Here is a 13,932-nt window from a genome sequence, read left to right as displayed (position 1 = left end):
AGCCGCACGAGGGCGCCCGCTGCGCCGTCGCCAGCCCGGCGCACGTGCTCGGCGCCGCGGCGGCCAATGGCAGTGCCTGACGCATACAGCTCCAGGCACCCCACATTCCCGCAGGGGCAGAGCGGCCCATTTCCATCAATGGAAATGTGGCCGAGCTCCCCTGCGTTATGATTCGTTCCGGCGATCAAGCGCCCGCCGGAAATGATTCCCCCGCCGATCCCCGTGGAGATCGTCACAAACACACAGTCCGGCGCGCCCTCACCCGCGCCGGCCAGCCATTCGCCGACCGCCGCTGCGGTGGCGTCGTTCTCCAGCCTGACCGCGCAGCCGAAGCGGTCAGTGAGCACGGCGGCGACGGCCACGTCGCGCCAGCCGAGATTGGTGGCGAACGTGACGACACCGTTCGCCGTATCGAGCGTGCCCGCGGTGGCGACGCCAATGCCGCGGAGAACGCCGCGACCGCCGGGCACGGTCGCGAGCAGTCCCTCGATCAGGCTGCCGAGCCGATCGAGCACAGCCACCTCCCCCTGCTGCGCCAGGGTGGGGATCTCTTCCTTGGCGATGATGTTGCCATCGCCGCTAATGAGCGCGGCCAACATCTTCGTGCCGCCTAAGTCAACCCCAACGTAGTACTCCCGCAGGAACACGTCTTGTGTCTGTACATCTTGTGTCTGTACGTCTCGCGTTTGCATGTCTTGTGTTTTTACCTCCTCCGTCCATCCCGTTCCGCTCATATCCTGTTCCTCCATCCATTCCGCCCCACTCATACCTCCAACCTCCATCCAATCGGGTATTGTTCCGACAACGTAACAGGCAGCCGCCCGACCGGCTTCTCATTCCCCAGCAGCACATTTGCCAGAGACACCATCGCCAGCGGACGATTCTCATAACAGGCCAAATACGTCTTCACTTCAGGAAACTCAAGCAAATCATACGGGTTTCTTCCTGCAGCTACGATGAGATGCAGACCTTTCGCCGCAAGAGCCTTTACCAACTGAGTCTGTCCTGGCGAAAAAGTGGCATTATAAGTGACCATAACCACCTGTCTTTTTCCTTCGGCAGCTTGCAAGGTTGCTGTAATCTCCGACTCGGAAGGATATAATCCCAAGTATACCTCTTGGACATCTTTCCCCGTGAGTTCAGCCAATGTACGCCCAAGTGTTCCTTGTCGCTCCACAACCTCATCAATCTCCGTGCCCGCCTGCACTTCCGTCCAAATCACAAGCGGTGACTCGTTCATATCCAGCAGCTTACCGACTTCGTCCTTCACTAGCGTAATGCTTTTGCGGCTTAGCTCCTTAGCCAAAAGCTGATGCTCCGGCGTTGAAATAGGCCCTTCGGGAATCGGCGCCAGCTTTTCAAATTGGATCTCTCGTTTATATTTGTGGGTCATTACTCGCAGGACTGACGCATCGATTCGAGACTCCGGGATTCGCCCGCTTTCAACGGCTGCAATGACGGCTTCCATCGCGGAAACTTGGCGTTCCAGCGTATGACTGACCAGTATGAGATCCGATCCGGCCTCAATGGCGCGAACCGCGCCTTCAGCTACTCCGATCCCTTCGGATATCGCTTTCATTTCCAAGCAGTCCGTAACGATAAGCCCTTTGAAATCAAGTTCTTCCCGCAGCAGCTCGGTTAAAATCCGATACGATAACGTTGAGGGCACACCGTTTTGTTCCAATGCAGCGAACACGACATGTGCGGTCATAATGGCGTCTACGCCGCCTTCAATGGCTTTGATAAAAGGAGCAAGCTCAAGCTCCATAAGCCTTTCCATGCTGTGCGGAACAACCGGCAGATCATGATGCGAGTCCTCTGACGTGTCGCCATGGCCCGGAAAATGTTTGACCGTGGCGATAACGCCCATGTCCTGCAGCCCTTTGACAGCATGCGTTCCCATATCGCCGACGATGGCCGCGGTTTCTCCGTAGGAGCGCACCCCGATAACCGGATTCAAGGGATTATTGTTAATATCCAGGCATGGCGCAAAGTTCATGTTCACGCCCATCTGACGAAGCTCCTTGCCCATGATTTTAGAGCTTGCGTACACGCCTGCCGGCGCAAAAGCAGCCCCAAGCGCCATATTCCCCGGCAGCAAAGTCGCCCCTTTTTCGATTCGGGACACCATGCCACCCTCTTGATCCACCGCGATAAACAGGGGTTGTCCCCCGCTGTGACGGCTTATTTCTTGCAATTCTGCGGACAATTGAGCCAATTGATGCGCATCTTTCACATTCCTCCGGAAATAGATAACGCCGCCAAGCCCATATTCTTCAATTAGCTGCGTAATCGCTCGATTTGGCTCCAGAGCATCAAAGCCACAAATAAACAGTTGACCAACTTTTTGACGTAAAGTTAATGGTTTATGCGCGTTGCTGGATATGGACGACATCATGGACACGCTCCTTGGATAAGTGATTAAGCTTTAATGCATGCAATAATTCGTTTCTGCATAAGGAAATACATCAGCACGACAGGAATCAGACTGAACATGATAGCCGCACAAAGCGATCCATAGTTCATATTCAATTGGTAATAGAAGGCCACCATGCTCACAGGAAGCGTTCGAAACTTCTCTTTGGTCAGGAACAGATTGGCCATCATGAACTCGTTCCAATTGCTAAGGAAATTGAGCATAAACACTGGAATAAGCGGGGGTGCTGTAATCGGAACAATGACACGCCAAAGCAGTCCATAGATGGATAGTCCATCCATTGTACCCGCTTCCTCAAGCTCACTTGGGAAGGATTTGAAAAAACCGCTAATCATAAAAACCGTGGGCGGCAATCCAATAGTTATATAAGGCATAATCAAAGCAAGAGGAGTATTGTACAGATGAAAACTTCTCAGCAGCATATACAGTGGAACAAGCAAAGAACCGGCAGGCACCAGTAATGCTACCATCAGAACTCGATTAATGACCTTGCTCAGTCTCGGAAATTTCATGCGTGTCAAGGCAAAGGAGGTGCTTGTACCGAGGATTAACGTCATCACGGCCGATATACTGGAAATCACGAGACTGTTCGTAAAATAGTGCGAGACATGCGCGCCTGTCCACGCGTTCCCATAATTGGACAGCAGCCACTCATGAGGGAAAGACCAAGGAAATGCGATGATTTCTTTATTCGTTTTAAAAGAAGAATTGAGTACCCAGGCCAGAGGGAACAGGATGATAACTATGTAGACCATAAGTATGGCGTGCTTGATGGCACCGCGTAGGGAATTTGCTTTTCGCTGAGTTTTCAAAACCGCGCCTCCTCTTGCTTGGCCGTCAACCAGCCAAACACGGAAGTCAGCACACCTGTGAATAGTAAAATGAGCAGAGCAATGGCATTCGCGTAGCCGTATTCGCCGATTCGGTACGCCTTTTTATACATATAAGTCGCCATCACTTCCGTTATCCCGTAGGGGTTCCCTCCTGTCATCACAAAGACGATATCAAGCGCTTTCATCGCACCGGTAATCGAAAGCAGGATCATCACAATAATCACAGGGCGCAGGAGCGGCAGCGTGATCGACCAAGCTTGACGAGAGCTTGATGCTCCGTCCATTTCGGCTGCCTCGAGGATGGTTACCGGGATGGCATAAATGGCCGACAAAACTAGAATCACATAGAAGCCAACCCACTGCCAGGCGTTAGTGACGAGCACGGAAATCATCGCTGTCGATTCATCAGCCAACCAGGTGTGCTTCCAAGCACCTAGGCCTGCAGCTTCCAGCAATTGATTCAAGAGTCCCGCTTCAGGATGATAAATGAATCCCCACAATACGCCGACAACAGCCGTCGATAGAATGGTAGGGAGGAAAATCATGGTTTTATAAAATCCCGTCCAGCGCCGAATTTTGCTCAATACGAGAGCTAAACAAACAATGAACGGGATCTGTACGCCAATCGAAAAAGCAATAAAATACAAGTTGTTTCGCACGGCAATCCAGAAATATTTATCCTGAAACGCTTGGGTGAAGTTGTCCAGACCATTCCACTTGGCTGGTAGGATCCCGTTCCATGTCGTAAATCCGTAGCGCAATGACATCAGCATGGGGGAATAGAAAAAAATCACTAGAAAAAGCAGTGTAGGTACTGTAAAAATAGCATATGCCAATGGGTTTCTTCCTACTTTGTTCATGGATCATCCCACTAATTCGTATGAGTTTCTTCCTTATTTGAAGCATCCTGCTGCTTCTGTATGTCCGTCATCAGCGTGACCGGATCCGTTCTGCCGCCGACTAATTCCTGCATGCCGCGTTCCAACTTCTCACGAACCTTGGTTTGAATGCGCGAGTCGAAAGCAGGGAATGCCCCTTTGCTGGTCGCAAACACATCCATAATTTGCATAATCAGCGGATTCACATTGCTCGTATCCTGCAGCTTCATGGCAGGCGGCATGCCTTCCTCGACCAGCTGCCTTTTTTGCATCGGCTCATTGTACATCTGCCTGATGAATTCCTTAATGGCAACAAGCTGCGCCGGGGTCACTTTCTTCGAGAAGCCATAGGCGTTTGACCACCCGCCGTTAATAAATCCGTCTCCAGGGCCGCCCATATCCGGGAAGCTCATGAAGCCTACATCCTTCACAATGGCAGATTTCTCCGGGTCAAGCAGAGGCGTATTGGCCCAACTGCCGTCAAACATGAACGCAGCTTCTCCGCTGCTGAATTTGTTTTGCTGCTCGGCATAGGAAAGTGCTAGACTGCCCTCTTGGAAGTACCCATTTTTCACGAGGAGATCGTATTTCTGAAAAGCATCCACGACATCCGGATCTGTCCAGTGCTTGCTCCCATCCAGAAAACCTTCGACGGAGTCGCGCCCAGCCGTGCGCACCCACATGGTGTTGCACATCATGTTGATGACCCAGGAGTCTTTGGCTGCCAGCGCGAAAGGCGTTATCTTCTGAGCTTTCAGCTTGGCTGCAGCGTCAAGCAGCTCATTCCAGGTTTGAGGCGGTTTGATTTGATACTCTGATAAAATCTTTTTATTATAGTACAAGCCCTCGACATATCCGGCCATCGGGATGCCGTATATTTTACCGTCGACTGTAAACTCTTCAAAGCTGTAGAACTTGTCCGTTAACCCCAGTTCGCTCAAGATGGGCGTCAAATCTAGCAGCCTGTTTGCTTTCACATAATCTTTCGTATCCGTCCCGCCGAATAAGTCGAAGATCTCGGGTGGATTCCCCGCAGCCATCTCGGCTCTAAGCTTTTCGAAGCGATTCACTTTGTCCTCTACGCCATCCAATGTAATTGAAAGGCCGGGCACCTTCGCCTCCGTGGACTTCACAACCTCTTGAAGCATCGCCAAACGCTTCTTCTGCGTATCTTTCACCTGCGTGTGACGAATGGTCAGCAGGATTTGTTCACCTTTTGCCCCTGGGGAGGGCGCCTCGGAGTTTGGGCTGTTCAGGTTTAAGCTGCTGCAAGCGGACAGGATGAAGGATACGGCCACAACCCCTGTTACCGGGAACAACGTTCTAATTTTCATCTTCCTTGATCTCCCTTAGGCTTGCATGTTAAGTATAAAATAATGGCTGCTCCTCCTAAAGACCGATAAATTCCTTATATAGGGGCAAAATCCTCTACTTCGGCTCCATGCGTTTCTCCCGATACTCCGAAGGAATTTCACCGGTAAACTTCTGGAACACTTTTGTAAAATAACGACGCTCCGTATAACCGACGGACCTTCCGATATCCGTAATGCTTTTGTCGCTATGCAGCAGCATCGATTTCGCCAGCTCCATCCGGTGTTTGGTTACATATTCAACGAAAGTTTCCCCGAATTGCTGCTTGAACAATAAGCTAAAATAACTCGAAGAGATGCCGAGGGAGCTCGCAATATCTTCAATTCCGAAATCATTCGAGTAATGCGTTCGAATATACTCTTTCGCAGCTGTCATTAGAAGCTCGCTGTTTTTCTTCTTATTCGTTCCTTCCAGGCCGATGGCGGCGAGCTGGACCATCACTTGAAGCAGGTGCTGTATACTCTCGCTTGTATCCAGTTGGCGCCAAACCTGCTCTTCTTCCTGCGCATCAAGCGAGTTCATCTCGCGCAATTCGCGAAGCACATGCAGGATCAGGAAATGCAGCATTTGATACGCTCTGGCAAAAGAACTGTTTGGCAGCCCCTCAAGCAAGAGTTTCAGCCGATTTAGAGAGTCCTCCGTTTTGATTCGATTCAACTGTTTGAGACCTGTTACAATCTCTTCAACCAAGTACCATAAGGAGCTGTTGGCGTCCGCCTGCTCTTTGGACTCCCTATAGAGCAGCACAGACTCCTGCTTATTCAGGTTTAACTGCATGAACCGCTGCAGCTTCCGATACGTGTCAGAGAGCAATCGCAGACCTACAGCACTAGGATAAAAACCTACGCTAATGCCCAGTTTGACGGATTCCCGGACATCTTTTTGCAGCTTCAGCGCCACTTCATGCAAATTAGACTGCATTTGGGATTCCTCGGCTTGGACTCCGTTGTCCTCGCCCCCTCTAGTGTCCCATTGAATAAGCAGGCACCATTCGCCTTCCCGCATCTGCAGCACGGAAAATTCCGCTTTGAAATTGGCTAGTGAATCTTGCATCACATTACGGACGGCGAAATTCCACAGCTTTCGTTCTTGCTCTGACCAAGGCAGCGACTTTTGCGAATAATCATCCACATCGATCATCATGAACGAATACGTCATCGTTTCCAAATCCATATTATCGATCGGGAGCAGCGTATGCGTTGAAATTTCCGTATAGTTCATGAGGACATCCTGAAGAATTTTCTCATAGGCCAAATTTTTCATTTTGCCCCACTTTTGCTGCTCCTGCTGCTTGATCGCCTTGTTTTCCCTGATTTCATTCGCTAGCTTACGAATACAGTTTTCCAACTCTTCATAGTTAATGGGCTTTAACATGTAATCACTAACGCCAACCCGCATGAGCGAACGCGCATACTCGAAATCCTGATAGCCCGTCACCATCAGCACTTTGCAAGCCTCGTTGATTTCACGGAGTTTCTGGACAAAAGTAATCCCATCCATCAAAGGCATCCGAATATCGCTCATCACCAAATCAGGTCCATGCAAGCTGGATAGTTCCAGCGCCTCGATTCCGTTCTTAGCCGTTCCTACAATATCAATTTCCAACTCTGCCCACGGAATGACCGCCTGCAAATTACGTAAAATGTTAGGCTCATCATCCGCCAAAATCGCTTTTAGTCTCACAGGCTCGCCTCCTTTGTTTTTGGAATGACAATTTTCATCGTCGTCCCGTGCCCTTCCATGCTGCAAATAAAGATGCCATAATGCAGGCCGTACTGGATGCGTATGCGGTCGGCTACATTGCTGACGCCCAAACCTCTTCGCTCTTCATTGACATTCGCATCTAAAATTTCGTGAAAAGGCGTCTCCAGCTCTGTTTTATAATGAAATTTCGCTAACTTCTCATTGGAAATGCCGATCCCGTTATCAGAGACATAGAGCCCGATCCGCTCCCCTTCATCGAGAACTTTGATCGAGATTACACCCAAATAATCAATAGGTTCAAAACCATGCTGCAGAGCGTTTTCTACCAATGGCTGGAGCGTAAGCTTCAAAATGCTGTAATCCAATATCTCCGGGTCCGATTCAATTTCATAACGGAATTGGTCTTCGAATCGGAATTCCTGAATTTCGAGGTAACTTTTGAGATGATCCAACTCTTGTTTAAGCGAAATCTCTTCCCTGTTCTCCATACCGATCCGCAGCAAATTGCCAAGTCGATACACCATTTGGCTGACTTTCTTCCCTTGATTTTGGATCGCAAGCACATTGATGGACTCCAGCGTATTAAAAAGAAAATGCGGCTTGATTTGCGCCTGCAGCAGCATGAGTTCCGCTTTGTTTTTGCGGTCCTGCTGACGTTTGACTTCGTCCAGAAGGTCCTCGACCCTCTCTACGAGACTATTAAAGCCTCTGGCCAGCGCCGTAGTTTCATCCTTGCCGCTTTCCTCCATTCGCGTCGTCAGGTCGCCGCGCTCTACTTTTTTCATGGAGCCCAGCATGCGGAGAATTAACTGCACGATGCGGCGAACGAACACTAAATTGTAGACTAGGGCAAAAAATAAACAAACAAATGTAATCCCGGCGACCAGCTTCATAATCGTTTCAATTTCTCCCGCCACGTACTTCCAAGACGTTATCGACACGACGCTCCAATCCTGCACGCCCATTTGATTAATATTTAAATGATAGAGAGAAACCAGACTTTTTTCATTTTGAAAATTAGCTTGAAAACTTCGGTTGCTTTGCTGAAGATCCAGCTTGCCTTGCAGCAGCTGAAGCACATTGGCGCCTTCCAAATGCTGCTTATTGTCATAGAAAATAAGTCCGCTTTTATTCACGATCAAGTAACGCTTAGAGCTGTCTTCGTTCGTATTAAAAGATTTAAAAATTTGATCCAGCTCATTAAATTTAAATTTCAACAGCATGTAGCCGAGATTGTCCATTGTCCAGAAATCCTTAACCATCCTCGCTTGATAAAACTCCCCGCGGGCTGCGCCCAGCTCCTTATATTCAGAGGGTCCAATCCACATGGGACTGCCATTCAATTCCTTGATCTGTTCAAAAGCCGTGCTGCTCGACAACGTTTTCCATGGCAGCGCATTCCCGCTCGTTCTCCCCGCACTGAAGGATTTGCCGGCATTGTTGTAAATGACGACTGACTGAATCGGCGAATACGTCAAAATCGAGCCGCGCAGCAGCGTATCGAACGTATTCAAATCATACGACGACGGAGCTTCTTCATTCGGCCTGACCTCATCGATTGTCCGATAAATACCCTGAATGCTGTCTTTGACCATCCAGAAGTCTGAGAAATAATTCGCTTCCTTGAACATGTAATAAATGTTCCGGGAAATCGCTTGCAGCGTAACCTCGGTCAAGTCACCGTATTTCTTCTCAATGAGTTGTTGGGATACGGTATAGACGGCCGTGCCCAATACGAACAAAGGGATAATAATAAAAAATAAAAATCCGATAAACACCTTTTTGTTCAAATTCATCGACGTTTGGCAGACCCCTTCTAACCCGAATCAGGCACCATCCTGTTTGCTGGTGCCCTTCATTGCTTTTTATTATTATAATTGACCCGTCTTTGCGTCACCTAGGGATAGGTTCGGATGGAGGAGGGATAAAATCCTCTAGTCCAGTTCGGATCGAATTTCGGGTTCCACGGTCACTTCCACATTGCCTTTTAGCGCTTTACTGATCATACACGCCTGTTCAGCTCGATAAGCTGCTCTGCTTATTTTATCCAACTGATCCGGAAGAGTATGAGCGGGTACTGAAATGTACGGCCGGTGTATGATCCGATTCACCTTCATGGCCGGCGTATTCTCAACATAAATCTCCGATTTCAGCTCAAGGGAGGTAATGCCCTGCCGCTTGACCAGCATGCCGAGTGTTATGAGATAGCAGGTTGCAGCTGCTCCAAGCAGGAGTTCTTCCGGATTCGTGCCGATGCCGGGTCCATCTAACTGGCTTGGCACTGAAATCGATGCGTCCAGATTACCCGCTTGAATGCGGCCTGTGCCGTCCAAACCACCGGTCCACTCTGCTTTCAAATCAAATCGATGCTCGCTCATCGGTATCACTCCTTATTTAATGTAGCCGCGGATTGCTCTTGGGGATTGCTGGATTGCGCTTTCGCTTGCGCTTGCGATTGCGTCTGGACTTCGTCTCCGCCACTTATATGCAGCCCGATGACGCCTAAAATAATGAGAACAATGGAAATCACCTTCAGCGTGGAGACAGACTCGTTGAACCACCAAATGCCGATGATCGTTATCAGTGCCGTCCCTACCCCGGACCAAATGGCATAGGCCAAAGAAACCTCCAGCTGCTTCAAAGCCAGCGTAAAAAACGTGAAACATATGATGTAGCAAATCCCCATCACAACTGCCGGACCAATCCTTGTGAAACCCGATGACATTTTCATTGCCGTCGTGCCAATCGTTTCAAACAGGATAGCGAGCAGCAGAAATGTCCAATTCATATTCCAAATCATTTCATCCATCCTCTACTGATCTTATTGCTCTCATTGTAAAGGAATGGAAGGCGTTTCACCAGTTCGTTCGGCTTGAAGTTGTCCGGGAATGACAGAAGGAACAATAAAAAATGGCATGGTATAATCGTTGTTGATGCGAAACTTTGAGGAACTACAGGCCGCTATCTTGCAAATACAGCCCGTTTCCATGTTCAAGCGGAACTACAGGGCTTTATTTGGCCGCCTCATCCGGTTTTCACTAAGAAAACAGACAAATAGTGGCCCACAGTTCCCCTCCATTCGAAAAAAGGTCTATTTCGACGAAATAGCGCCCTGTAGTTCTCCAGGACAAGGAGAGACCCCAGGAGCCCAGACCTGTCAATGAAAAAACCGCCCCCGCCCTGTAATCAGGGCAAGAACGGTTCTATTAGCGCAATGGATGAAGGCTGCTCACTACGTGTGATAGACTCTTCTAACGAATTGCGAATATTGATCTCTATGAAAATGCAAATTTCATGTGTTGGAATCAAAACAATGAAAGCCCTACCTCTCTTCCATCCTTGCGGCTCCAATGACCGCGCCAGTGCGAATTGCTTTACAAACACCTGCTGCCGAAACACGATGACACTGCCTCGGGTTTACCATAACATGAGCTGAATTTACTGCGTCATTGGGAGAAAAACAAACAAGGAGAGGGGGTTACTTTCTACTCGCTAATCGTCCGTATGGGGGTAAATGAGGTTTGGTCTAAAGTGTTTATATGGTTCATTTCAATCAATCTATTTAATATACACGAAAGTTATGAACGTGTCAACAGGACTATCCACAGTAAACTAGTTATGCTATAATGCAAAATAATTTCAATCGGTTGTGAAGCACACGCCGCTTTTCTAGATCCAGCATGGACTGCTGAATCCAGAGAGGCGGCTTTTTTTATTCATATATGAAATGGAGTGTATTAACATGGATGAGCAATTTCGCATTGCATTAGAGAATTTTCTTACTAAGCATCTTGCTAAAAGGGAAGGAGAACGTCATCGCAGACTCAAAGAGGGCCATGGCCACGCTGAACAATTATTTCTTCGGCAGGTTTGGTGGCCAGCCTTCGGCGGCTTCACGGATTTGCACCCTGAGTACGAGGTGAAAGACTTTCGGGATGGGACCCGCTTTCTCGACTTTTCTTTTATGCGGCACTCCCTGAAGCTAGCCATTGAAATTGATGGATACGGACCTCACGCCTCCCAAATGAGCCGCACCCAATTCTCCGACCAATGGATCCGCCAAAATCATCTCGTCATAGACGGTTGGAAAATCCTCCGCTTTTCCTATGATGATGTCAAAGACCGCCCCCGCATGTGTGAACAAATCCTGCAGCAATTCATGGGACGCTTTCTGGGCCGCGATGCTTCAACAAATGTGAAATTGAATTGCGTGGAGAAGGAAGTCATTCGTTTTGCACTCAACATTGACAGAGCTATAAAGCCAAACGATGTATCGGCTTTGCTGGACGTTGGTTCACGTAAATCCTATCAAGTACTAAAAGCAATGACAGATAAATCGTTACTTAAGCCTGCCGGCAGTGGGCGAAAGTGTATTCGCGGTTACAATTTGCATGAACAAGCACAAGCAATTTGGGAGAAAAACAACCACTAAACCCTGCAGGAGCGAAAATTTCTGCTGAGGCGGCCTTTTCAGACGGCTCGATCTCCTTTTACTCCGCTACGCCTCCGGAGACAGCCTTTTTGGCTTTCTCGGGCGCAGTGGGAGTACCGACGACTGCCTTGCACTGCTGAGGCGGCCTTTTCGGACGGCTCGATCTCCTTTTCCTCCGCTCCGCCTCCGGAGACGGCCTTTTTGGCTTTCTCGGGCGCAGTGGACGCACCGACGACTGCCTTGCACTGCTGAGGCGGCCTTTTCAGACGGCTCGATCTCCTTTTCTTCCGCTCCGCCTCCGGAGACGGCCCTTTCAGCTCTCTCGACCGCAGTGGGAGCACCGACGACTGCCTTGCACTGCTGAGGAGGCCATTTCGGACGGCTCGATCTCCTTTTCCTCCGCTACGCCTCCGGAGACGGCTTTTTTGGCTCTCTCGGGTGCAGTAATCCACGCCCCAAGTAACATAAAAACCGCGAGCCTAAGCCCGCGGTCCAAAACTACACCGTAAATTTCTGCAGCGAAATTTGCAGCTCCTCAGCTAGTCCCGCCAGTGACTTAGCGGAATTCTCGATCTCCTCGGTCGTGGACATCTGCTGCTGGCTGGCAGCGGATGTCTCCTGGCTGACGGAGATGCCCGTTTCCGAAACGGTGCTGACAATGCCCATCACCTGCTCGATGCGCACATTCGCATCCACCAGCTGGTGAATGTTCTGATTCACATTCTCCACCTTCGCGTTGACTTCGTCAACGGAAGTTTCGATGTGAATGAACGACTCTTGCGCCTCACCGGAAATCGTTAATCCGGCCTGCACTTTGCCTGCTCCATCTTGCATGGAGCTCACCGCGTGGTTGATCTGTCTCTGAATCGTCGAGACCAGATGCGTAATGTTGCGTGCTGATGAAGCAGATTGCTCCGCCAGCTTGCGCACTTCACCAGCAACAACCGCGAACCCGCGGCCCGCTTCACCCGCACGCGCAGCTTCAATCGCCGCGTTCAGAGAGAGCAAATTGGTTTGCGTGGAAATTTCATTGATGACATTGACAATCTCGCCAATTTTGTGAGCATTTTTCCCTAAGGCTTCAATGACGCCATTTACTTCTTGCACGGCTTCCGAAATCTCGCCCATCTGGCCTGCGATCGATACGACAGAACGTTTACCGTTTTGCGCGGCAGCCGTAGCCTGTCCAACAAGTCTGGCTACTTCTTGCGCTGATTCATCAATCAGCTTCGTACTCGTAAGCATTTGCTGCACAGCTTCATTCGCCTGATTCACACCCGCAAACTGCTTCTCGAAATCCTCCGAAAGCTGCTGACTCGAAGACGCGACCTGCTTGGCAGCTTGCGAACTTTGCTCCGAGCTGGCAAGCAGCTCTTCAGAGCTTGCCGAAAGGGTCAGCGCATTATCAGCGATTTGGGACACCAAGCTGCGTAGGCTTCCTGTCATTTCATTAAAGGAACCGGTCAGTTTACCGACTTCATCCTCGTAAGGATAGTCTCCTTTGACAGAGAGATCTCCACCAGCGGCTTTCTCCATATGCTCCTGCAATCTACGAATCGGAGTCGTAATAATCATATTTAATGCCATTGCGTTCACCGTCATAATAACAATAGCAATAACAATCGTAAGAATGATGAACCAGTGGGAGGTTCTAGAGTCGTTGCTGCTCGTTTTTTGGAAATTTTCAGCCGCGGTCTCTTTAAGCTGCACCAATTTATCGAGTGCCACAATCGTTTTATCACCATGCGGAGACACTTCATTATTATAAACTTGGTAAGCCACTTGATTATTTTTGGTGGCATGATCGATCGTCATCGTAACGATTTCACGATATTTCTTATTCAATTCTTCAAAGTCCTTGAAAGCAGCCGCCTCTTCTTCCGTCAACCGGATACCTGACAGCTTCGTAACCAGCTCCTGATTCATCGCGCTGTTTTCATCAAGTTTGGCCTTCAGCTTACCTTTATATTTCACATCTACGGATAACATCATTTCGAGCAAATTTGATTCGGTTTCATTGAAGTTCGTTTTTAGCTGATTAATCCATTTCACAGATAACAGACTTTCCTCGTACATTCTAGTAGAATTACTAGACATCTTATCCATGAAGTAATAACCCGTAATACCTACAATAAGCAGGAATAAAATAGCAATAGCATTCATGAAGAGCAGTTTGTAACGCAGTTTAAGGTTGCGAAGGACGGACAGGTTGACTTTCACATTTCTTGCCTTCTTTTGTTGATTCACATTCAAACTCATGTTGAATTTCAAAGTCCT

The 13,932-nt window shown here is 49.0% G+C and carries 11 protein-coding genes; 1 reads left to right on the top strand and 10 read right to left on the bottom strand.

Annotated features, from left to right (window positions below):
- From PCH02S_RS18370 to PCH02S_RS18330, 9 genes are all read right to left on the bottom strand, one after another.
- The coding region (locus PCH02S_RS18370) for an ROK family protein (protein ID WP_164819617.1) at positions 1-767 on the bottom strand (767 nt) is incomplete at its 3' end.
- Positions 764-2,398, bottom strand: a complete 1,635-nt coding sequence (gene nagZ / locus PCH02S_RS18365; protein ID WP_246069144.1) for a beta-N-acetylhexosaminidase — start codon at positions 2,396-2,398, stop codon at positions 764-766. The genes PCH02S_RS18370 and nagZ, both read right to left, overlap by 4 nt.
- 23 nt (positions 2,399-2,421) lie before the next feature.
- The gene (locus PCH02S_RS18360; RefSeq protein ID WP_246069143.1) at positions 2,422-3,249 is read right to left on the bottom strand and encodes a carbohydrate ABC transporter permease; all 828 of its coding nucleotides are present in this window, start codon (positions 3,247-3,249) and stop codon (positions 2,422-2,424) included.
- The gene (locus tag PCH02S_RS18355; RefSeq protein ID WP_307719942.1) at positions 3,246-4,106 is read right to left on the bottom strand and encodes a carbohydrate ABC transporter permease; all 861 of its coding nucleotides are present in this window, start codon (positions 4,104-4,106) and stop codon (positions 3,246-3,248) included. The genes PCH02S_RS18360 and PCH02S_RS18355 overlap by 4 nt, the downstream gene beginning before the upstream one ends.
- Positions 4,107-4,141: 35 nt before the next feature.
- Positions 4,142-5,482: an extracellular solute-binding protein gene (locus PCH02S_RS18350; RefSeq protein ID WP_127455381.1), complete on the bottom strand. Its 1,341-nt coding sequence runs from the start codon at positions 5,480-5,482 to the stop codon at positions 4,142-4,144.
- 94 nt (positions 5,483-5,576) lie between these two features.
- Positions 5,577-7,202, bottom strand: a complete 1,626-nt coding sequence (locus PCH02S_RS18345) for a response regulator (protein WP_164819616.1) — start codon at positions 7,200-7,202, stop codon at positions 5,577-5,579.
- Complete coding sequence (locus PCH02S_RS18340) at positions 7,199-9,019, bottom strand: cache domain-containing sensor histidine kinase (protein WP_127455379.1); 1,821 nt, start codon at positions 9,017-9,019, stop codon at positions 7,199-7,201. Before PCH02S_RS18340 ends, PCH02S_RS18345 begins: the two co-directional genes overlap by 4 nt.
- 138 nt (positions 9,020-9,157) lie before the next feature.
- A complete protein-coding gene (locus tag PCH02S_RS18335; protein ID WP_127455378.1) occupies positions 9,158-9,601 on the bottom strand; it encodes an OsmC family protein in 444 nt (147 codons plus the stop codon).
- A 5-nt stretch (positions 9,602-9,606) separates the two neighbouring features.
- Positions 9,607-10,023 (bottom strand): DMT family transporter, encoded by a 417-nt coding sequence (locus tag PCH02S_RS18330; RefSeq protein WP_246069142.1) that lies wholly within the window; start codon positions 10,021-10,023, stop codon positions 9,607-9,609.
- A 942-nt stretch (positions 10,024-10,965) separates the two neighbouring features.
- On the opposite strand from PCH02S_RS18330, the gene PCH02S_RS18325 reads away from it, so the two are divergent.
- Entirely contained in the window at positions 10,966-11,655 is a 690-nt protein-coding gene (locus PCH02S_RS18325) for a DUF559 domain-containing protein (protein ID WP_246069141.1), read from the top strand.
- 498 nt (positions 11,656-12,153) lie between these two features.
- On the opposite strand, the gene PCH02S_RS18320 is transcribed toward PCH02S_RS18325, so the two are convergent.
- On the bottom strand, positions 12,154-13,926 hold the full coding sequence (locus PCH02S_RS18320) for a methyl-accepting chemotaxis protein (protein WP_127455377.1): 1,773 nt from the start codon (positions 13,924-13,926) through the stop codon (positions 12,154-12,156).
- Between the last annotated feature and the right edge of the window lie 6 nt (positions 13,927-13,932).

Source organism: Paenibacillus chondroitinus NBRC 15376, from assembly GCF_004000765.1.
GTDB lineage: Bacteria > Bacillota > Bacilli > Paenibacillales > NBRC-103111 > Paenibacillus_E > Paenibacillus_E chondroitinus.
Note: the sequence above shows the minus strand (reverse complement) of the source record. Positions and strands in the feature narration are given on the sequence as shown.

Excerpts from the sequence above, each read along its gene's own strand:
- PCH02S_RS18325 (WP_246069141.1), top strand. The coding sequence starts at position 10,966 with ATGGATGAGCAATTTCGCATTGCATTAGAGAATTTTCTTACTAAGCAT.
- PCH02S_RS18340 (WP_127455379.1), bottom strand. The coding sequence starts at position 9,019 with ATGAATTTGAACAAAAAGGTGTTTATCGGATTTTTATTTTTTATTATT.
- nagZ (WP_246069144.1), bottom strand. The coding sequence starts at position 2,398 with ATGATGTCGTCCATATCCAGCAACGCGCATAAACCATTAACTTTACGT.
- PCH02S_RS18350 (WP_127455381.1), bottom strand. The coding sequence starts at position 5,482 with ATGAAAATTAGAACGTTGTTCCCGGTAACAGGGGTTGTGGCCGTATCC.
- PCH02S_RS18335 (WP_127455378.1), bottom strand. The coding sequence starts at position 9,601 with ATGAGCGAGCATCGATTTGATTTGAAAGCAGAGTGGACCGGTGGTTTG.
- PCH02S_RS18330 (WP_246069142.1), bottom strand. The coding sequence starts at position 10,023 with ATGATTTGGAATATGAATTGGACATTTCTGCTGCTCGCTATCCTGTTT.